This window comes from Martelella sp. NC20, assembly GCF_013459645.1.
In the GTDB taxonomy this organism is placed as follows: domain Bacteria; phylum Pseudomonadota; class Alphaproteobacteria; order Rhizobiales; family Rhizobiaceae; genus Martelella.
In genome coordinates this window covers 4,548,715-4,569,290 of sequence record NZ_CP054861.1, presented here as the reverse complement: position 1 = coordinate 4,569,290, position 20,576 = coordinate 4,548,715, and the positions used below count along the sequence as shown (strand labels likewise).

Below are 20,576 nucleotides of genomic sequence, written 5' to 3'. Positions count from 1 at the left end.
CGTAACCTCGCCCGTCCTGCATTCTTCTTCGCCGATGCGGATCCTGATTGGCTGCGAGACCTCGGGCGTGGTGCGCCGGGCCTTTGCCGCTCTCGGTCATGATGTCTGGTCCTGCGATCTGCTGCCGGCAGAAGACGGCAGCAACCGCCACATGATCTGCGATATCCGTGAGATCCTGAATGACGGCTGGGATCTGCTGGCGGTGATGCATCCGCCGTGCACCCGGCTTTGCAACAGCGGGGTTCGCTGGCTCTCCGGTCCACCGACCAATCCGCCGGCGGAGACAACGGCGGAAGAGAAGCAGGCATGGCCGTCGCTCGATACCGATGCCCGCCGCGTGATCATGTGGCGGCTTCTGGATGAGGGTGCGGCGCTGTTTGCGGCCTGCTGGAATGCGCCGGTGGAGCGGGTCGCGGTCGAGAACCCGGTGATGCACCGGCATGCCAGGGCCCGGATTGAAGGCTATGCGCCGCCGGCACAGACGGTGCAGCCGTGGTGGTTCGGCGACAGGGCCTTCAAGGCGACCGCGCTCTATCTGCGCTCCCTGCCGAAACTGACGCCGACCGACAGGCTGATCCCGCCAAAACCCGGCACGGATGAACACAGGCGCTGGTCGATCGTTCACCGTGCCCCGCCCGGGGCGGACCGCTGGCGGCTGCGCTCCCGGACATATCCGGGGATTGCGCGCGCCATGGCCATCCAATGGGGCGGATATGCCGAGGAAATTCTGCGGGAGACCACAGCATGAGCACCACGGGAAGAACCACAAACGCACCGGCCCGCCACTTCGAGCGCGCGACCGTCGCGCACGCTGCCGGCATGGCCACAGCGCTGCGGATCGTCTGCGGCTGCTGCGAGGCCAGCGGCTACGCGATCCTCAGCGCCGCGCTCCGGCAGGGGCCACCCGAGGCCGTCACGGACCACTTTCGCGCCGGCGGCTGGACCGTCGGCGCCACACCGGCCGACGACCGGTGCCCGGCCTGCCGGCGAAACACTTCCACCCGAAACCGCATGAAAGGACAGACCATGGCAGCAGCAAAGCCGCGAAAGGCAGCGGCGACAGCAAAGGCACTTGCCGTCAGGACGACGGCAGCCGCAGCCGCAGCTCCCGCACCCACCGAAGCTCCCACGACTGCACCGCAGGCCGATCCGCCGCCGGCGATGGACCGTGAGGACCGGCGGATCATCACCGAGAAGCTGGACGACGTCTATGGCGACCGCGGCTATCGCGGATCCTGGACGGATACCACGCTTGCCCGGGATCTGAATGTGCCCCGGGCATGGGTTAGCGAGGTCCGCGAGGCCTTCTTCGGTCCGGAAGGCAGCAATCCGCTGCTCGACGAATATACGGCCGAGAAGGAGGGCTTCGATCGGTTGCACTCCGGCTTCATGGCGGCCCGCAAGGCGCATTGCGAAGAGCATGACCGGCTGCTGAAAATGGCGATGGACCTGTCGCGCAAGGCCGACGACATTGCCCGGATCGGCAAGCGGATCGAGCGGGAACTCGGCTGATGTGTGAGGTTGCCGCCCTGATAGCCGATATGGTGCGGGCAGGCGTCGACGCCGATCTGATCGGACGGACGGCTGCGGCGCTTTCCGAGCGCGAACCTGTGTTCGTGCCGGTGACCGTCGAGATGGATGACGACATGGCGAATGAAGGCCATGGCGGTCGTTCCGCTGCGGCCAGACGGCAGGCCCGCTATCGGGCAAGACGGGCGGCAAAACCTGCTTCAGGGCGTAACGCAGGCATAACGCGTGACGTAACGCGTGACGGGGGAGCGGAAGACGAGGAAAATGGCACAGGCCCTGACAATGCGGGCGAAACCGCAGATCGGGCCGATATTGCCGACGCCTTCGACCATAACGAAGCGTCACGCGGCGTTACGGGTGACGTAACGCGTTACGGTGCAGCACAAAAAGACACTTCCCCCCACACCCCCCAACAGAAAAATTCCCCCCTTAAAGAAAAGGCCCCTAAAGGGGCCCAAAAGAAAAATCCCCCCGTCGAGACGGAGACGGGTCTGTTTCCAGCAGAACCGGATACCGGTCCCAACCCTGACCTCGGGGCAGACCTCGGAGCAGAACCGGGACGGGAGCCGGAGGGGGCAGGGGTGGCAGCCAGCACCGGCAAGAGCCGCTCCCGCCGGAGCGGTGGCGACATCACCGGGCTGACGGCGGAGTTCGATGCCGATGTCTGGCCGCTCTACCCGCAGAAGGTGGCCCGCAAGACGGCGTTGAAGGCATGGGCCTCTGCAAGGCAGCGGGCGGACCTCGACACGATCATGGACGGGCTGAGGCGCTACGTCGCCAAGCGCGACGACCGGCCATGGTGCAATCTCTCGACATGGCTCAACCAGGACCGCTGGACCGACAGGCCGGCCGCGTCCTCACCATCGCAGGCCAGATCGCCGCCATGGCCTTCAGGCACATCTCGCTCCGAACAGATCCGGGAACACAACAGGCGGGTGCAGGCATCCCTCGACAAACGCATGAGGCACGACAATGGCAACAGTGACGACATTGGTAACCGGGAGACAGACATCATCGACATCGACGTCGACGTCGACGTCGACATCGACATCGGCAGATCGGACTGGACGGCGCATGGCAGCCCACGAAGCGGCCCTTGAACCGGCAGGCGAGCATCGCTCGGATCTGATGCTGTCCTCGCTGATGCAGTGCGGCTTCACGGTGCCCGACAGCATCGACCCGGAGATGGCCGCGGAGCTTTATGCCAGCGTGCTGCGCGACAAGCCGGTCGCCGCCATGCGCCGGGTGTTCACAAACCTCAGGCTTGGCCGCTATGAGCGCTTCCGCTCGTTCCTGCCGAAGCCGGCCGAACTCTCCGCCCTGATCGATGATGCCGCCCGCCATGACCGGGAGATGCTGCGGATCGAGCGCGATCGGCTGAAGGGCATCGAGGAACGAAGGCGGCTTTCGAGACCCATCTCTCCGGAAGAGCAGCAGCGCCGCCGGGAGAAGGTCGCAGCCGTCAGGGCATTGATGGCGGACGCCGCAAAGCGGGCAATGCCAACCACGGGAGAGTGCGATGACCACTGAGAGCGAAGACCGCAGGACGGTGCGAAAGTCCTTCCTGAAGTTCTACCGGCAATGGCCGACCTTCGGCGATGACAGCGACGAGCGGGCCTTTGCCGAATGGCAGGCGATGACCACGGAAGACCGGGAGAGGGCATCCACCCTGCTGCCGGCCTTCCTCACCCTTGCTGCGCTGAAGGGCAGGGCGGTGAAGTTTGCCGCCAGCACCTATCTCAGGGACAAGCGCTGGCAGGATGTGCCCGTGGGCATGGAAGCCCCGGCAACCGGCCCGGCCATTGCCGCGACCTTCGGCAAGGCGTGGATGGCCGAACGCTTCATCCGGCTTGGCGAGCCTGCCATGAAGCTGCCGCCGCTGACGCGGTTCCAGGAGCATGAGATTGCCGCAGGCCGGTCGGACCGCAAGACACTCCAGCATGAGCGGATGCAGAAGATGGGCTGGCCGTCGGTGAATGCCATGCACGAGCAGGCGCTGCACCATCCGGGCAGGGGCGTGCGGGTGACGGCGGAGACGGTGCTTGCCGGTGCGGACTTCGAGCAGGTGCGTGTCGGCAGCGATCTGTGGCTGGCCTGGCAGGCCGAACATGACGCCCGGTGCTTTCCGTGGCTTCCGGATCCCGGGCGGGCGCAATGGATCTACTTCCCGCCGGGAAAAACGCCTGAGGCGGCACTGACGGGTTTCTTCGGGAAAATACAGCGGATCCGGCAGGGCGAGGCGGCAGCACGATGATGGTGGCAATGATGACGACTGGGATGACGGCAGACGCAGGGGCAGCGGCAAGGGACGGGCTCGAAGCGGAACTGGGCGAACGCAGCCTGCGCAGGATGCAACGCGACGACACGATCCGGCGCATCCGGCAGGACGAAGATGGCGCGCTTGCCGCCAACACAGCAAGCGAGACGGCATGCTGGTATGTGGCAGCGGTTCATCCGGGTCACGAGCAGGCAACCGAGGCTGCGCTGAAGGCGATCGGAGCCGAGGCTCTGGCGCCGATGCGCCGGGGCAAGCGACGCAGGCGGCGCGGCAGGATGCTGCCGCCGCAGGACGAGGTGCTGATGACCGGCTATGTCCTCGTCCGCTTCGTCAGCACGGCGAAGGCTCTGCGGGGGCTGTTGCGGCAGGAACATGTGACGGCGATCCTCGGCGGCTGGGAGACGCCCTATGCCATCCCGGCCGATGCCGTCGCAGCGCTGATGCGCAAGGCCGACAATGGCGCCTTCGACTATGACCGGCAGAGCGATGTCCGGGTCGCTGCCGGAGACCGGGTAAAGATCGAAGACGGGATCTTCGCCGGGCAGGTGGGAACGGTGACGACGCCCAACACCACGGGCAGGGGTGATGTCGTGATCGAGGTCGATCTGTTCGGGCGCATGACGCCGATGGTGGTGCCGCTTGCCGTGGTTAGCAGACTATAAGCCGAAAGGCTGTTTGCCGGCCGGCCGGTCTTGGAGTTGGACAATCAAATAGCTGCCATCATCGACAAATGCTTCTATAGCAGCTTCCGACGCTCAATCGGCCGTTCGCAACATGCGCGCAAACTCCCGTAAGCTGCCGTCGTCTGCGAACGAGATGCTGCCGGGCTATGGACCAGATTCGACGATTGACCGCAAGGAGTCCGCGTCGCGACGCGGTGGCGCGCCGAACAGCCTTTTATACTCGCGCGAGAACTGGGACGCACTTTCATAGCCAACGGCATAGCCCACGGTGGCGGCCTCGGCATGTTCGGTGACGAGGCGCCGGCGCGCCTCGTGCAGCCGGATATGCTTCTGGTATTGCAGTGGGCTTACGCCGGTCACAGCCCTGAAACGGCGATGAAACACCGATACGCTCATGCCGGCGATCACCGCCATGGCTTCGATGCTCATATGCTCGGCATAATGTTCACGAACAAAGGCCATGGCCCGGCGGATATGGGATAGCCTTGTGTCCGCGTCAGCAATCTGGCGCAGCAATGCCCCATGCGGCCCCATCAGCAGACGGAATATCAGCTCATGTTCGAGGTGCGTAGCGAGGACCGGTATCTCATCGGGCCGGTCGAGCAGGCCGGCGAGCCGGCACCATGCATCGAGCAGGGCGGGCCCGGCCTTGGCGACACCGAACCCTGAGCCGATGGCGGGCTCGGCAAGCCCGTTCATGTCGAGCAGGATCGTCGAGATCACGGCGGGGTCGAGATAGAGATTGAGCGCCAGATAGGGCTCGTCGGTCGAGGCCTCGCAAACCTGTCCCATGGCCGTCAGTTCGGCAGCCACCACCATGCATTCGCTTGGGCCATATTCGAGCACGCCATCGCCGATGAACGTGCGCTTGCGGCCCTGCAGAACCAGGCAGACCAACGGCTGATAGATCAGGCCGCTGGCATCGTTGGGATTGTCGACGCGATAGATAAGAAGCCGCGGCATCGCCGGGTGAGGGGCGCCAGCATGGCGCAGCGCAATAGCGCGAATAGTGTCCAAGTCTGTCATGGCGCTATCCCACAGCGATTGCCTTAAAAGGTCAAGGGATCGGCAGGATCAGGCAATCATTCGGGACCATCAGATATCCGGCCATGGTGGCTTCGCACCTATATTCTGCCGGTACACGAACGAAAGGATAGTGCGATGCAGAAGCGTAAACTCGGCAGGAACGGACCCGATGTCTCAGCTCTCGGCTACGGTGCCATGGGGTTTCATCTCGCTTATGGCGCCGCCGACACCCAAGCGGGCCTCGACCTCATCAAGCGTGCCTATGACTTAGGCGTGACCTTCTTCGATACCGCCGAACTTTATGGCTGGGGCGAGAACGAGAAGTTCATCGGCGAGGCGGTGAAGGGTTTTCGCGACGATATCGTTATCGCCACCAAATTCGGTTTCACCCTTGATAATGGCAATTACGGCGTCAACAGCCGGCCCGACCACATTCGCGAAGTGACCGAGAACAGCCTGCGTAATCTAGGGGTTGAGCAGATCGATATTCTTTACCAGCATCGCGTTGATCCCAATGTGCCTATCGAAGACGTTGCCGGAACCGTCAAGGATCTGATTGCCGAGGGCAAGGTCAAGTATTTTGGCCTGAGCGAGGCCGGGCCACAGACCATTCGCAAGGCCCATGCCGTGCAGCCGGTGACGGTCCTGCAGACCGAATATTCCGTCTTCGAACGCGATGTCGAAGCGGTACTGCCTACCACACATGAACTGGGCATCGGCTTTGTCGCCTACTCGCCGCTTGGCCGTGGCTTTCTCACTGGTGCCGTAAAGCCGTCAGCCGAATATGAAGAGAACGACATGCGCCGCTTCGATCCACGCTGGCAGCCGGGCAATTTCGAGAAAAACCTCGACGCCGTCCGCCAGCTCGGTGAACTCGCCCAGGCCAAGGGCATCACGGTGTCTCAGCTGGCGCTGGCCTGGCTACTGGCCCAGGGCGACGACATCGTGCCGATCCCTGGCACGCGCAGGGTCGAACGTCTCGAAGAAAACCTGGCTGCTGTGGACGTGACGTTATCGGCCGATGACTTGGCCCGCATCCGAAATATCCTGCCGGATGGTGCTTTCGGTGCGCGCTACGCCGGCGATATGGTCCCAGACTGGATCTGACAGACAAAGGGTGGCTGGCCTCGCTCGCCACCCATCATTGACCAGCTAAGAGGCTTCACATGACAATGTCCGCTCAACGCGGTGGCGCGTCCAAATGCAGACACTCCGCTCTCCACCCCAAGCGGGACATCCAGTCCAAATAGGGCGAGCGACCGCTTTGAGGGAAACCTTGCGGTAGAGTGGACGGCTGGAATGTGGGCGGACCCCGCCAGAGCGGGCGCGATGGAACTTTGGCGTGGCTCTGCCATTCGAGCTTGCCGCGGCTGAGATAAAAGGACGGGTGCGCGAGGGCGAGTTGCTTCGGCGATCTGCCCTCTCCGCAAGGGGCTATAGACCTTCCGCATAAAAACGGCGGGTCCTTCCTGGCACCCTTGGCCATGCGGGTATTTGGCACCGCGCGGGTTGCCTAGTCTGAGACTAAATTCAAAGCCTAAAGTCGGGGCTAAACTAAAGAGGTGAGGACTAAAACAGGCTGGCTCCCCTCCCGTTTTGATCTCACCAACATTGGCCTATGCGCGACCGGGCGGAAGTGGCAGCGGCACGAACCTCCTAGCGTCCACAGTGTACATCCCTTGTCCTCCAGCTCTCAATACCGAAGGGAGATAGGTGGCCGCGTTTCTGCGCTGCACACGGCTGGATTGTTCCGTCGCCACTGTGATCGGCTTTTGCACTGAAAATCTCAGATGGGATCGCCAGCTTGAACTTGTCCCATGCCGCCGCCTCGTGTAATCGGAAGCACAAGAATTTTACGCGAGACGGGGGTGCGGGCCATGGACATTCAGAAACTCGAAATTCCGGGGTTGTTACTCCTCACTCCCCGCCGCTTCGGGGACGAGCGCGGGTTCTTCAGCGAGAGCTGGAACCGCAAGGCGCTTGCCGAGAAAGGCGTCGATATCGATTTCGTGCAGGACAATCATTCGCTCTCCAAGACCGTTGGCACCGTGCGCGGCTTGCATTTTCAGGCGCCGCCGCATGCGCAGGCGAAGCTGGTGCGGTGCGGGCGCGGTCGGCTTTTCGATGTCGCGGTCGATGCCCGCAAGGGCTCGCCCACCTTCGGTCAATGGTATGGCGTCGAGCTTTCCTTCGACAATGGCAAGCAGTTGCTGATCCCGGAAGGCTTCCTGCATGGCTTCATGACGCTGGAGCCCGATACCGAGATCATCTACAAATGCTCTGATTATTATGCCCCGGAATGCGACGGCAGCGTACGCTTCGACGATCCCGATATCGGCATCGACTGGCCGCTGAAGGATATCGATCCGGTGGTCTCCGCCAAAGACCGCGATGCGCCGTCCTTCAGCGCATTTTCAAACCCCTTCACATATTGAGGTCCAGTCATGAAACTCCTCGTCACGGGTGGGGCAGGCTTTATCGGTTCGGCCGTCGTGCGGCTCGCGGTCGCGCGCGGCTTTGACGTCGTCAATCTCGATGCGCTGACCTATGCCGCCTGCCTTGATAATGTCGCAAGCGTTGCCGACAGTCCGCTTTATGCCTTCGAGCAGGCCGATATCCGCGATCGCGCAGCACTCGACCGGGTGTTCGCCAAGCATCAGCCCGACGCGGTCATGCATCTGGCGGCCGAAAGCCATGTCGACCGCTCGATCGACGGGCCTGGCGACTTCATCGAGACCAATATCAACGGCACCTACAACATGCTGGAGGCCGCGCGCGCCTACTGGGTCGCCCGCGGCCGGCCGGAGGGGTTCCGCTTCCACCATATCTCGACGGATGAGGTGTTCGGCTCGCTCGGCCCCGACGGCATGTTCACCGAGGAAACGCCCTACGACCCGCGCTCGCCCTATTCCTCATCGAAGGCAGCGTCGGACCATCTGGTCCGCGCCTGGCACGAGACCTACGGCCTGCCGGTTCTGGTCACCAACTGTTCCAATAATTACGGCCCCTATCACTTCCCCGAAAAGCTGATCCCGGTGGTGATCCTCAATGCGCTCGCCGGCAGAGACATCCCGGTCTACGGCAAGGGCGAGAATGTGCGCGACTGGCTCTATGTCGAGGACCATGCCGATGCGCTTTTGACCGTGATCACCAAAGGCAGGGTCGGCCGCAGCTACAATGTCGGCGGAAACAACGAGCGCACCAATCTGGAACTGGTGCGCACGATCTGCGCGATCCTCGACGACAAACGGCCGCGCGAGAACGGCAGCTATGCCGATCTCATCACCTTCGTGAGCGACCGGCCGGGGCACGATCTGCGCTACGCGATCGACCCGTCCCGGATCGGCGCGGAACTCGGCTGGCAGCCATCCGTCAGCGTCGAGGAGGGGCTTGCCCAAACCGTTCAGTGGTATCTCGACAATGAGGCGTGGTGGCGGGCGCTGCAGAGCCGGAAGGGCGTCGGCGAGCGGCTCGGGGTGAAGGCATGATCCTGGTTTTCGGACACTCCGGCCAGGTTGCGACCGAGCTGAAGAAAATACTGCCCGACGCCGTGTTCCTGTCGCGGCAGGAGGCCGATCTGGGCAATCCCGCCGCATGTGCCGCAGCGATTGCGGAGCGCAAGCCGGCAGCCGTGATCAACGCCGCCGCCTATACCGCCGTCGACAAGGCCGAAAGCGACGAGGAAACGGCGCTGAACGTCAACGCCGCGGCGCCCGGCGCCATGGCGCGGGCGGCGGCCGAACGCGGCATTCCCTTCGTTCATATCTCGACCGATTATGTTTTCGCCGGCACTGGCGATAAACCGTTCTCGCCCGATGACGCGACCGCGCCGCTCGGCGCCTATGGCCGCACCAAGCTTGCCGGAGAACAGCTCGTGGCGCGCGCCGGCGGCTCGTTCGCGGTGCTCAGAACAAGCTGGGTGTTTTCCGCCCATGGCGGCAATTTCGTCAAGACCATGCTGCGGCTTGCCGAGACCCGCGACAGCCTGAACATCGTCGCCGATCAGATCGGCGGGCCGACCTCGGCGCGCGCGATCGCCTTTGCCTGCCGGGTGATCGCCGAACAGCTGATGAAGGCCCCGGAAAAATCCGGCATCTATCATTTCTCCGGAGCGCCGGATACGAGCTGGGCCGATTTCGCCCGCGCCATTTTCGAATTGGCGGGCAAGTCCGTAACGGTCACGGACATTTTGACATCGGCCTATCCGACGCCGGCGGCGCGGCCGCTGAATTCGCGGCTCGATTGCACGACGCTTTCCGCCTTCGGCCTTGCGCGACCGGACTGGCGGGTTGATCTGGCAGAGGTGTTGCAGGAACTGGGGGCGATATCATGAAGGCACGCAAGGGTATTATTCTGGCCGGCGGGTCGGGCACGCGGCTTTATCCGCTGACGATGGCGATTTCGAAGCAGTTGATGCCGATCTACGACAAGCCGATGATCTATTATCCACTGTCGGTGCTGATGCTGACGGGGATCCGCGAAATCGCGATCATCACCACGCCGGAGGATCAGGATCAGTTCAGGCGGCTTCTGGGCGACGGTAGCCAGTGGGGCCTGAGCCTGACCTTCATCACCCAGCCGTCCCCGGACGGGCTGGCCCAGGCCTATATCCTGGCGGAGGAATTCCTCGATGGCGCGCCGTCGGCGATGACGCTCGGCGACAACATCTTCTTCGGTCACGGCCTGCCGGAACTGCTGGCGGCCGCCGATGCCAAGACAACCGGCGGCACTGTGTTCGGCTATCACGTCGCCGATCCCGAGCGCTACGGCGTGGTCGCCTTCGACAGGCAAGGCAAGGCGAGCCAGATCATCGAGAAGCCGGAGGTTCCGCCATCGCACTATGCCGTCACGGGGCTTTATTTTCTCGACGGCGAGGCCCCGGAACGCGCGCGCGCGGTCAAGCCCTCGCCGCGCGGGGAACTCGAGATCGTGACGTTGCTGGAGAGCTACCTTCACGAGGGCAGGCTGGCGGTGGAGCGGATGGGGCGCGGCTATGCCTGGCTCGATACCGGCACGCATTCGAGCCTGCTCGACGCCGGCAATTTCGTACGCACCCTTTCGGTGCGCCAGGGCATGCAGTCCGGCTGCCCGGAAGAGATCGCCTATCGCAACGGCTGGATCGACGCAGCGCTGTTACGCCAGCACGCCGAAACCTTCCGCAAGACCGACTACGGCAAATATCTGTCCGAATTGCTGGCAGACGGTCCTTCCGCCGGCTGAATCACGCCGATGCTTTGTCAAAAGAAAACAACCCGGGCGTAATCCGGGTCGCTGAATACTCTTTCAGATGGAACGCCTCCGAAGCCCTGTCTCAGGCGGCCTTGCGCGGATGGCGGCCTTCCTCGCCCTCCTCGACGATCTTGTCGATGAAGGCCGGGAGATCGTTGGGATTGCGCGAGGTGATGATGCCGTTGTCGGTGACCACCTCGCGGTTGACCCAATTGGCGCCGGCATTCTTCATGTCGGTCCTAGCGCAAATCATGCGCACAGGCTGGTATCGGCAGGTGCATTTGAAGAGCCGGCAATGCCGCCTTTGGCGCTCTCTCCTTCTCTTCCTTCGCGCGTCGCCTTTGCCGGCGCTGACGCCGAGGTGATGGCGATGGTGAAACCGCTTCTTGCGATCCTCAGTGTGATGCTGGCGGAGTTCGCCCACTTAACCAAGCAGGTCCAGGGCATCGTCCGCAAAGAGGAAGCCTGTCGGCGGCTGATCAGCGCGCCCGGCGTCGGGCCGATCACGGCGCTCACCTTCCGCGCCACGATCGACCGGCCGGAGCGGTTCGGCTCCAGCCAGGCGGTGGGGACGCATCTGGGCCTGACGCCGGCACGCTATCAGTCGGGCGAGACCGATATCCAGGGCAAGATCAGCCGTTTGCGGGGACGGTCGGCGAGGTGATCTCGTTGAGAGTCTTGAATCTGCCGAACCAAGGTTCGCAAGGACGTAGAACAGATTGAGACGTCTCGCTTTCCTGACCCCATCATGCGGCATCCCCGAACAATGCGTCGATGCGCTGACCGCGAAGAGAAGCGAGTGGCACGCGGAACGGTCCGAGAAAATGTGCAGGAGCACCTTGACCACAACGACCCCAAAAAGCATTGGTGAAATAGTTTGAATTGCAAACTCTCTAGAAATCCAATGGTTTTCACACAGACGTATTGGCTCTGAAGCAAGAACTGGCACCAGAAACCTTGATTGCGCATACGTCGAGAACGCGCACTCCATCGTCCCTGCTTTGGGTCTTGATTCCGGGGGCAGCATTTGCTACCGCTCACAACCGTAGGGGCCTGAGGAGTTGACTCGATTTCGAGCGGACGGTCTTGTGCGATGGTCGAAGGATTATTTTTGCATAGCCAGTGAGCGCTCCGAACTGAAATAGGGCAAATAGCGCTGGTCGTTTTGCCGGGAACATTCCGGTGTGACAGCACTTGCTGGCGGCAAACGTAAGTACCAGCATCCTGTGCGCTGAACCGAAAAAGACGTAGAGAAAAGACGGACTAGAAAATTACTTTGCAGAACGAGCTGGTTTTTTTTACGACCTGTGCCAAGAATATCGTGAATGTCAGACTTTTTACAATACCTTGAATTGCAACGTCAAACAGCGTTTCTGCCTGGGTTGAATTTAATTTAATCTTCCGATCGATAAATGCTGTCATTTTTACAAATTATTTGAATTTTAGATAAAGTCTCCGCGATCAACGTTCATTACTATTTTATTAATAATAGACGAAAGAGTTATAAAACATGAGCGCCAATAAAGTTCTTGTAACCGGAGCTGACGGCTTCATCGGCTCGCATTTGACGGAAATGCTGGTTCGAGATGGCTTCGAGGTTCGCGCCTTCGTAATGTACAATTCCAGCAACAGCTGGGGTTGGCTGGAACACGCTCCGAGCGACGTGGCAGGTCATTTCGATGTCGTCGCGGGAGACATTAGAGATCCGAACGGAGTTGCCGAGGCCATGCAAGGCATGGACACGGTGTTGCATCTTGCAGCTCTGATCGCCATTCCGTTCAGCTATCACTCACCCGATGTTTACGTGCAGACCAATGTGACGGGAACGCTCAATGTCCTTCAGGCGGCCCGGAGGCTGGGCACGTCGCGGGTCGTGTGCACCTCCACCTCGGAAACCTACGGCACCGCTCAGTTCGTCCCGATCACCGAGGAACACCCGCTCAACGCACAATCGCCTTATGCGGCGACCAAGATCGGCGCGGATCAGCTGGCGCTGTCGTTTCAGCGCTCGTTCGAGATGCCGGTCACGGTGCTGCGCCCCTTCAACACCTTCGGGCCGCGGCAATCGGCGCGCGCGGTGATCCCGACGATCATCAGCCAGATTGCTTCCGGCTCGCGCCAGATCAAACTGGGGTCGCTCACGCCGACGCGCGACTTCACTTTCGTACGCGACACCGCCCGCGGCTTTATCCAGACGATGGAATGCGACGCAGCGATCGGTCAGGTCACCAATATCGGCTCCGGCTTCGAAATATCGATCGGCGATACGGTGAGCGCCATCGCCGAGGCCATGGGCGTCGAGGTCGAGGTGGTCCAGGACGAAGCGCGCCTGCGACCACAGGCCAGCGAGGTGGAGCGGTTGTTCGCCGGCACCGCGAAAGCGGAAAAGCTTTTCGGCTGGTCGCCGGAATTCGGCGGGCGTGACGGTTTCGTGCGTGGTCTGGCCGAGACCGCCGAGTGGTTCCAGGACCCTGCCAACCTCGCCGCCTACAAGTCCGACCGCTATAACCTCTGAGGGTTAGTTCATGGCCGAGCTTCAATATAATAGTGCACTGCTTGAGGGTGTTCTCGAGCGTCTTGGCCGCGTGCTGGGCCCCGCCGACGAATTCATCCCCCTGCATATCCCGGAATTTCTCGGCGACGAGCGCGCGCTGGTGGCCGATTGCATCGATACCGGATGGGTTTCGTCGGTCGGCAAATATGTCGAGCAGTTCGAACGGGACGTGGCGGCCGCCTGCGGCGCCGCTTACGGCGTTGCGGTGGTCAATGGTACGGCCGCGCTGGAATTGGCGATGAAGGTCGTGGGCGTAGAGCCGGGAGACGAGGTCGTCATGCCCGCCCTCACCTTCGTCGCGACGGCAAACGCGGCCCATCATCTTGGCGCCATCCCGCATTTCGCAGACAGCGCCGAAGGCACGCTCGGGCTCGACCCGGGAGCCCTCCGCGCGCATCTGAGCCGGATTGGCGAAGCGCGCGCCGACGGGCTTTACAACCGGGAGACCGGGCGGCGCATCTCGTGCATCGTGCCGATGCATGTGTTCGGCCATCCCGCAGACATGGACGGACTTGCCGCCGTGGCCATCGAATTCGGTCTGACGATCGTCGAAGACGCGGCTGAATCCCTGGGCAGCCGTTACAAGGGCCATGCCTGCGGCAGCCTGGGTCGTGTCGGCGCGGTCAGCTTCAATGGCAACAAGATCGTCACAACCGGCGGCGGGGGGGCGGTCGTGACGAATGACGAGGCGCTGGCGCGCCGGGCCAAGCATCTGTCGACAACGGCGAAGGTACCCCACCGCTGGGCATTCGAGCATGATGAGGCAGGCTACAATTACCGACTGCCTAACCTCAACGCAGCGCTCGGCGTCGCGCAGATGGCGCAACTCGATGAGCGAGTGGCAAAAAAGCGCCTGCTGGCGCGGCGCTATATCGATGGCTTCGCCGGCTTTGAAGGCGGGACGATCTTCGAAGAACCCGCCGGAGCCGAAAGCAATTACTGGCTGAACGCGCTCCTGCTTGCTCCCGGCACCGCCGAGGGCGCGCGCGACGACCTGCTAGACGGTCTCAATTCTGCAGGCTACATGGCGCGCCCGGTGTGGAAACTGATGCACCATCTACCCTTCCTCGCCGATGCGCCGCGCGCACCGCTGCCCGTTGCCGAAGACCTGGAGCGCCGGATCATCAACCTGCCGTCCTCGGCAATGCTTGCAGGCAGAACATGAAGGTGCTCGCGATAACCGGCACGAGAGCAGACTGGGGTCTGCTGGTCCCGGTTCTCGATGCGCTGCGTGACAATAGCCGGTTTGAGCTGGAAATCGTCGCCACCGGACAGCATTTGATGCCCGGCAGCACCTCCCTTGCGGCGATAGCTGCGGATGGTCATTCGGCAGCACATCAAGTTGACCTGGGTCTTGGCGTCGATGACAGTCCATCTGCACTGGCCCGTGGCATGGGGGCCGCGGTGGCAGGGGTCGGCGCAGCGCTGGCGGATGTGCAGCCAGACCTTGTTCTGGTGCTGGGCGACCGCTACGAGATTCTCGCGGCGGTGCAGGCTGCCGTGGTGGCGCGGGTGCCAATCGCGCATATGTGCGGTGGCGATGTTACCGAGGGGGCAATCGACGATTCGATCCGTCATGCCATCACCAAGCTCGCCGCTGTTCATTTCCCGACAAATGACGAGAGCGCCAGGCGTATCGTGCAGATGGGCGAAGATCCGGCTCGCGTGCATAATGTCGGCTCGACAGGGATCGACCGGATACTCAGTCTTGAGCCGATGGTCCGCGAGGATTTCTTCGCCTCCGTGGGCCTCGTCCCCCGAGACAAGAACTTCATAATCACGTTTCATCCCGCAACGCTTTCGGCAGACGCCCTCGCTGAGGCCGAGACGATGATTCATGCCCTGAAAGACTTTCCCGATACGGGATTGATTTTCACCGGTTCGAATGCCGATTCCGGTGCGCGCGCGATCGACTCCCTGATCATGGGCTATGTCAACAGCCGCGAGGACGCCGTCTTCCACGGTTCGCTGGGATCCAAACGATACTTCTCGGCGCTCGCCCATTGTGATCTCGTCATCGGAAATTCATCGAGTGGCGTTATGGAGGCCCCAAGCTTCAAGCTTCCGACGATTAACATCGGCGATCGGCAGGCGCGGCGACCGCGCGCGGCCTCTGTCATCGACTGCGCACCGGAGCCCCGCGCTATTGCCGACGCCATTCGCACTGGCCTGGAGCTGGATTGCAGCAAAGTGGAGAACCCATATGGTGACGGCCGCTCCGCCGAGCGGATCGTTGCGGTTTTGATGGCACTCGACCGGCCGGACCTACTGACAAGAAAATCATTCGTGGATATTTCTCTATGAACTCCCGCACCATCATTATTGCTGAAGCAGGCGTAAATCATAATGGCGACACCGCGCTCGCCCTCGAACTGGTCGACCGCGCCGCCGAGGCCGGGGCGGATTTTGTCAAGTTCCAGACCTTCAAGGCCGCCAAGCTCGCGTCGAAATCGCTATCGAAAGCGGCCTACCAGAAAGTCACAACAGCGGCGGAAGAGAGCCAGTTCGAGATGTTGAGCCGGCTGGAGCTATCACACGAGGCGCACCGTGCCTTGATAGACCGCTGCGCCGAAAAGGGCATCGCCTTTCTCTCGACTGCCTTCGACCTCGAAAGCCTCGGGTTCCTTGCCGGCGACCTTGGATTGAAAACGCTCAAGCTCGGCTCCGGTGAACTCACCAACGGACCGATCCTGCTGGCCGCAGCGCGCAGCGGAATGCGTCTGTTTGTATCAACCGGAATGGGCTCCCTCGCGGAAGTAGAGGAGGCGCTCGGCGTGATCGCATTCGGCCTGATGCGCGAGGGCGCGCCGTCGAGCCGGGCGGACTTCGCCGAAATATTGCTCGAACCGGCCGCCTGGGAGGCATTGCGCGAGCGGGTGACGCTGCTGCATTGCACCACGGAATACCCGGCAGCGGTGGAAGACACCAACCTGCGCGCAATCGAAACGATGCGCCAGGCCTTCGGACTTTCCGTGGGCTATTCCGATCATACCGAGGGCAACGCCATGAGCATCGCCGCGGTGGCACGCGGCGCCAGCGTGATCGAGAAGCATTTCACCCTCGACCGGACCATGGACGGACCCGACCATGCCGCCTCTGTCGAACCGGACGAACTCGCCCGGCTGGTGCGCGATATCCGCGCTGTCGAAGCTGGAATGGGTACCGGTATCAAGCAGCCCGGTCCCGCAGAGATCCGCAACCGGGCATCCGTGCGAAAATGCGTCGTTGCCGCGCGCGCTATTCCTGCCGGCCGGATCATCCAGGCCGAGGATCTTACGGCCATGCGCGCGGCTGGGCCAATTCCGGCTATCGCGCTTTGGGATTGTGTGGGTCGTCGCGCGCGACGCGACCTGCCCGAAGATACAGTTCTCGACTGGGACGTGTTGTCATGGGACGTATAGTCGGGGTTTTCGGCACGGCGGGCTTTGCCCGCGAAGTCATGCCGCTCGTGCGCAGGCAGTTGGCTGAGAGCCACCCTGATGATGACCTCGTCTTCGTCAGCCCGACGGTCGAAGCGCCGGTGAACGGCGTTCAGGTCATCGACGAGAAGGAATTTCTCGCCTCCAAGGATGAACGCGCCTTCACCGTCGCCATCGCCGACGGCAGGATCCGCCGAAAACTCTTCGATCGCGCCGTGGAAAGCGGAGCACAGCCGCTCGAAGTGCGTGCGGCAAGCGCCGAAGTATTCGACGCGGTGACGCTGGGCCCTGGCGCGATCCTGTGCGGCCACAGCTCGGTGACGTCGAACACGAGGGTCGGGATCGGCTTCCATCTCAATATCTCATCCTATCTCGCCCATGACTGCGTCATCGGTGATTTCGTCACTTTCGGACCCAACGTCGTCTGCGCGGGCAACGTTATCGTCGAAGATGGCGCCTATATCGGGGGCGGCGCCATGATCCGGCAGGGCAGGCCGGGACAACCGGTGGTTATCGGAGCGGGCGCGGTGGTGGGCATGGGCGCAGTCGTCACCAAGAGCGTGTCGCCCGGCGCGACCGTCATCGGCAATCCAGCACGCGCAATTGTGAAAGGCTAGAAACGTGGCAGAGCGACCGGCTTTTTTAAGCTCCTTGACCATTTCCGGATCCGCGACGGTTCGCGAGGCAATGGAGACCATTGACCGCGGCGCGCGGCAAATAGCGGTTGTCGTCGACGCGGACGGACGCCTGCTGGCAACCGTCACCGACGGCGATATCCGCCGCGGCCTTCTGCGCGGGGTGGGGCTCGATGCACCGGTCACCGAGGTCATGCACACCAAATTCACCTCGGTCAGCGAGGCCGAGGGCTACGAGGTCGCGCTCGGGCTGATGAAGGCGCGCGGGCTGCACCAGATGCCGATCGTTGACGATATGGGACGATTGGTAGATCTGGCGCTGATCGATGAGATGCCGGGTCTCAAGCGGCGCGACACGAAGGTTGTGTTGATGGCGGGCGGACTTGGTACAAGGCTCCGCCCGATGACAGAGACTGTGCCGAAACCGATGTTGCCGATCGGCGACAGGCCGATACTCGAACTCATCCTGCACAACTTCATCGATCAGGGATTTCACGACTTCACCATCGCGCTGAATTACAAAGGCGATATCATCCGCAAGCATTTCGGTGACGGCAGCCGCTTCAACGCCAGCATCGAGTATGTCGAGGAAACCAAGCGTATGGGCACAGCGGGGGCGCTTTCGCTGCTCACGAACCGGCCCGAAAAGCCCTTTATCGTTATGAATGGCGATCTTCTCACCGCCATTCCCTTCAATGCCCTCATGCGGTTTCACGAGGAAACCGAGGCGATGGGCACGATGTGCGCGCGCGACTATCCGATGCAGGTACCATACGGGGTGATCGAGGTTGAAGACACCGCGCTGAGGCGGATCGTAGAAAAACCGACCTACTCGTATTTCGTCAGCGCCGGCATCTATGTTCTATCGCCGAAAGTTCTGGACTGGGTCAGGCCGGACGAATTCCTCGACATGCCGACGCTGTTCGAGGCGATCATTGACGAGGGTTCCAAGGCATCGGTCTTTCCAATCCAGGAATACTGGATGGATATCGGACGGCCTGAGGATCTAGCCCGCGCCCGCGCCGAGTTTGACGGAGAATTCGAGCAATGAGCGCTGGCTCTCCGTCAGTCTTGGCCGTGATCACCGCGCGGGGCGGGTCGAAGGGAGTGCCAGGCAAAAACCTGCGCCCACTTGCCGGCAAGCCTTTGCTGAGCTGGACCGTCGAGGCGGCACTCTGCGCCAAATGCGTGACGCGCACAATCGTGTCGACTGACGCACCCGAGATCGCCGATGTCGCCGTCAAGGCCGGAGCCGAGGCGCCATTCCTGCGTCCGGCCGAACTGGCAAGCGACACCGCGAGCTCTGCCGACGTTGTTGTTCATGCGCTTGAGCAATGCCCCGGTTATGACTATGTCTTGCTGCTTCAACCAACGTCACCGTTGCGCACGGCAGATGATATAGACGCCGCATTTGCCCGAATGCTTGCCGCCAACGGCAATGCCTGCGTATCTGTCAGTGAAGTCGAAAAATCGCCATGGCTGATGTTCCGCCTCGACGAAGAAGGACGGCTCGCGCGGTTGTTACCCCCTTGGCCGGGAGGAATGCGACGTCAGGATCTGCCGGCGACCTATGTTCTGAATGGCGCAATATATATCGTGGCTGTCGATGTATTCCGTTCATCCGGACAGCTCGTGCCCGATTGCACAATTGGTCACAGGCTGCCACCTGACCATGCCGTTGACATCGACGCACTTGAGGATTTCGATCGCGCTGAGGCGATCCTTGCTGCCCGCAGCCGGGAGAACGCCGAATGACCACGTCGCACCGCCGCCGCATCCTCCTGTTTCACCGCATGGACCTCACCCTGCTGTTTGCCGGGCTTTCCGAACGGCTGTCACATGAGCTTGATGTGCTTCATCTTGCCTACGGCAATGAGGAAAAGGCGCGGCTGGAAAAGCTTGGGATTGACGGGCCAACCCCGGTCTTCAAGGAAAGGATTCGCGACTTACACCGACAGGTAGAGCCAACACCAGCGCTGCTCGAGGAGATCGATGCGCTCATCATCGAGCAGACCGACGGCGCGTTCACGCTCAATTCCGCGATCCAGAGCGACCGCGGCTTCGCCTTGCTCGACTACGCCGACGCACTGCACCTGACTGCAACCTACTACGTGTTCTGGTCCCGCTTCATCGAGGACGAGGGAATCGATTTCCTGTTGCACGAGCCCTGTACCCTGATGTTCAACTTCCTGCCGGCATTGATCCTTGCGCGCCGCGGCGGGGCTTATCTCTACAACATCATGGCCGTTGGGCAGAAAGGGACTCTGACCCATCTCACGATGACCGGGTTCGATTTCACCTGCCCCGAACTCGATCGGAATCTGGCAGCGATCAACGCCGGCGAACGGGATGTGGACCCTGTGGCCTGTGCCAAATTCCTTGCCGGTTTCCGGAAAGGCACCGAAGTGTTTCTGGGAGGCGTTCTCGGCAAAAAGCCATCGCCGTGGCGCTTGATCGGCGGGGCTATCAGACGGAGCGTGATCAACCGGCGCCGACGCCCGCATCTTGATCCGGTATTGGATAATATCGATTACTGGCAGTTCAGCAGGAATGGCAGGCTGGCGAAATTCAGGAACCTGCTCGGCTACCGAAAGGTGACGTTCGATGTGGTCCGCCCCGAGGAAACTTTCTTCTTCTATCCCCTGCACCTGGAACCGGAGGCCGTGGTGCTCTTCCACGCCCATGGAATCTATGAAAATCAGGTCAAGCTGATCCAGAACATCGCCAGGCAATTGCCGCCCGGAACCTTTCTCTATGTGAAAGATCATCCCCATGATATCGGCTACCGGGACGCAGATGACTATGTCAAGCTGAAGTCGGTGCCAAATATCCGTCTGCTCGACGCCCGGATCTCCGGTAGCGAGGTAATTCGACACGCGCAGGGCGTGATCACCCTGACGGGGACCGCCGGATTCGAAGCGCTGCTGCTTGGCAAGCAGGTCTATACGTTCGGAAAAACCTTTTATTCCGGAGGTCCGAGGGTAGACTACATACGTAACGTCCGGGATCTGCGGGCCGCGCTCTATGCCCGGCGCGAGGAAGACGGCCCCCGTGATGATGAACTCTACCCGTTTCTCACCGCCTATATCGAAGCATTGCACCCCGGCCTGACGGATTATTTCGCCGGGCGAGCTGAAAAATACGGGATCGACCTTACGGAAAACGCCGAGAAAGTGGCCGACAACCTCCTTTCGACCATCTCGAAGCTCCAGTAGAGGCGGT

Annotated in this window: 20 protein-coding genes and 2 pseudogenes; 20 read left to right on the top strand and 2 right to left on the bottom strand. The window is 61.9% G+C overall.

The genetic code is table 11. From position 1 onward, the window contains the following. Window positions 1-34 precede the first annotated feature (34 nt). The 6 genes from HQ843_RS21805 to nusG are packed head-to-tail and all read left to right on the top strand — an operon-like array spanning window position 35 to window position 4,470. Window positions 35-748, top strand: coding sequence for a hypothetical protein (locus HQ843_RS21805; protein WP_180902079.1), 714 nt, complete (start codon window positions 35-37; stop codon window positions 746-748). Beyond that, a complete protein-coding gene (locus tag HQ843_RS21800) occupies window positions 745-1,512 on the top strand; it encodes a hypothetical protein (protein WP_180901226.1) in 768 nt (255 codons plus the stop codon). The genes HQ843_RS21805 and HQ843_RS21800 overlap by 4 nt, the downstream gene beginning before the upstream one ends. Next, window positions 1,512-2,630 (top strand): hypothetical protein, encoded by a 1,119-nt coding sequence (locus HQ843_RS21795; protein ID WP_180903316.1) that lies wholly within the window; start codon window positions 1,512-1,514, stop codon window positions 2,628-2,630. Before HQ843_RS21800 ends, HQ843_RS21795 begins: the two co-directional genes overlap by 1 nt. Further along, window positions 2,605-3,060: a hypothetical protein gene (locus tag HQ843_RS21790; protein WP_180901228.1), complete on the top strand. Its 456-nt coding sequence runs from the start codon at window positions 2,605-2,607 to the stop codon at window positions 3,058-3,060. Before HQ843_RS21795 ends, HQ843_RS21790 begins: the two co-directional genes overlap by 26 nt. Further along, window positions 3,050-3,784, top strand: a complete 735-nt coding sequence (locus HQ843_RS21785) for a hypothetical protein (protein WP_180901229.1) — start codon at window positions 3,050-3,052, stop codon at window positions 3,782-3,784. The genes HQ843_RS21790 and HQ843_RS21785 overlap by 11 nt, the downstream gene beginning before the upstream one ends. A gap of 8 nt (window positions 3,785-3,792) precedes the next feature. Next, entirely contained in the window at window positions 3,793-4,470 is a 678-nt protein-coding gene (gene nusG / locus HQ843_RS21780; RefSeq protein WP_180901230.1) for a transcription termination/antitermination protein NusG, read from the top strand. 165 nt (window positions 4,471-4,635) lie between these two features. On the opposite strand, the gene HQ843_RS21775 is transcribed toward nusG, so the two are convergent. Continuing rightward, window positions 4,636-5,517, bottom strand: coding sequence for an AraC family transcriptional regulator (locus HQ843_RS21775; RefSeq protein ID WP_180901231.1), 882 nt, complete (start codon window positions 5,515-5,517; stop codon window positions 4,636-4,638). Window positions 5,518-5,652: 135 nt separating this feature from the next. Here HQ843_RS21775 and HQ843_RS21770 point away from each other — a divergent pair, with 135 nt between their 5' ends. From HQ843_RS21770 to rfbA, 5 genes are all read left to right on the top strand, one after another. Further along, a complete protein-coding gene (locus tag HQ843_RS21770) occupies window positions 5,653-6,624 on the top strand; it encodes an aldo/keto reductase (protein WP_180901232.1) in 972 nt (323 codons plus the stop codon). 770 nt (window positions 6,625-7,394) lie between these two features. Then, window positions 7,395-7,952: a dTDP-4-dehydrorhamnose 3,5-epimerase gene (gene rfbC / locus HQ843_RS21765; protein WP_180901233.1), complete on the top strand. Its 558-nt coding sequence runs from the start codon at window positions 7,395-7,397 to the stop codon at window positions 7,950-7,952. Between the two features lie 9 nt (window positions 7,953-7,961). Beyond that, entirely contained in the window at window positions 7,962-9,005 is a 1,044-nt protein-coding gene (gene rfbB / locus HQ843_RS21760) for a dTDP-glucose 4,6-dehydratase (protein ID WP_180901234.1), read from the top strand. Further along, on the top strand, window positions 9,002-9,850 hold the full coding sequence (rfbD, locus tag HQ843_RS21755) for a dTDP-4-dehydrorhamnose reductase (RefSeq protein ID WP_180901235.1): 849 nt from the start codon (window positions 9,002-9,004) through the stop codon (window positions 9,848-9,850). Before rfbB ends, rfbD begins: the two co-directional genes overlap by 4 nt. Beyond that, window positions 9,847-10,737 carry a glucose-1-phosphate thymidylyltransferase RfbA gene (rfbA, locus tag HQ843_RS21750; RefSeq protein ID WP_180901236.1) on the top strand — a complete coding sequence of 297 codons (891 nt, stop codon included), beginning with the start codon at window positions 9,847-9,849 and terminating at the stop codon, window positions 10,735-10,737. The genes rfbD and rfbA overlap by 4 nt, the downstream gene beginning before the upstream one ends. 91 nt (window positions 10,738-10,828) lie before the next feature. Here the strand turns inward: rfbA and HQ843_RS21745 are convergent. Further along, window positions 10,829-10,987 (bottom strand): annotated as a pseudogene (locus HQ843_RS21745) (DJ-1/PfpI family protein); the annotation flags it as partial. Here HQ843_RS21745 and HQ843_RS21740 point away from each other — a divergent pair. The 9 genes and pseudogenes from HQ843_RS21740 to HQ843_RS21700 form a co-directional block, all read left to right on the top strand. Continuing rightward, a pseudogene (locus HQ843_RS21740) lies at window positions 10,986-11,407 on the top strand (transposase); the annotation flags it as partial. The pseudogenes HQ843_RS21745 and HQ843_RS21740 overlap by 2 nt on opposite strands. 849 nt (window positions 11,408-12,256) lie before the next feature. Further along, on the top strand, window positions 12,257-13,261 hold the full coding sequence (locus HQ843_RS21735) for an NAD-dependent 4,6-dehydratase LegB (protein WP_180901237.1): 1,005 nt from the start codon (window positions 12,257-12,259) through the stop codon (window positions 13,259-13,261). A 10-nt stretch (window positions 13,262-13,271) separates the two neighbouring features. Next, the gene (locus HQ843_RS21730; RefSeq protein ID WP_180901238.1) at window positions 13,272-14,465 is read left to right on the top strand and encodes a LegC family aminotransferase; all 1,194 of its coding nucleotides are present in this window, start codon (window positions 13,272-13,274) and stop codon (window positions 14,463-14,465) included. Continuing rightward, a complete protein-coding gene (gene neuC, locus HQ843_RS21725; RefSeq protein ID WP_180901239.1) occupies window positions 14,462-15,604 on the top strand; it encodes a UDP-N-acetylglucosamine 2-epimerase in 1,143 nt (380 codons plus the stop codon). The genes HQ843_RS21730 and neuC overlap by 4 nt, the downstream gene beginning before the upstream one ends. Then, window positions 15,601-16,701 carry an N-acetylneuraminate synthase gene (gene neuB / locus HQ843_RS21720; protein WP_180901240.1) on the top strand — a complete coding sequence of 367 codons (1,101 nt, stop codon included), beginning with the start codon at window positions 15,601-15,603 and terminating at the stop codon, window positions 16,699-16,701. Before neuC ends, neuB begins: the two co-directional genes overlap by 4 nt. Continuing rightward, window positions 16,689-17,336 carry an acetyltransferase gene (locus HQ843_RS21715; protein WP_180901241.1) on the top strand — a complete coding sequence of 216 codons (648 nt, stop codon included), beginning with the start codon at window positions 16,689-16,691 and terminating at the stop codon, window positions 17,334-17,336. Before neuB ends, HQ843_RS21715 begins: the two co-directional genes overlap by 13 nt. Before the next feature lie 4 nt (window positions 17,337-17,340). Beyond that, window positions 17,341-18,405: a nucleotidyltransferase family protein gene (locus tag HQ843_RS21710; RefSeq protein WP_256432930.1), complete on the top strand. Its 1,065-nt coding sequence runs from the start codon at window positions 17,341-17,343 to the stop codon at window positions 18,403-18,405. Then, window positions 18,402-19,109 (top strand): acylneuraminate cytidylyltransferase family protein, encoded by a 708-nt coding sequence (locus HQ843_RS21705; RefSeq protein ID WP_180901243.1) that lies wholly within the window; start codon window positions 18,402-18,404, stop codon window positions 19,107-19,109. Before HQ843_RS21710 ends, HQ843_RS21705 begins: the two co-directional genes overlap by 4 nt. Continuing rightward, window positions 19,106-20,569 (top strand): capsular polysaccharide export protein, LipB/KpsS family, encoded by a 1,464-nt coding sequence (locus HQ843_RS21700; RefSeq protein WP_180901244.1) that lies wholly within the window; start codon window positions 19,106-19,108, stop codon window positions 20,567-20,569. Before HQ843_RS21705 ends, HQ843_RS21700 begins: the two co-directional genes overlap by 4 nt. Window positions 20,570-20,576 lie beyond the last annotated feature (7 nt).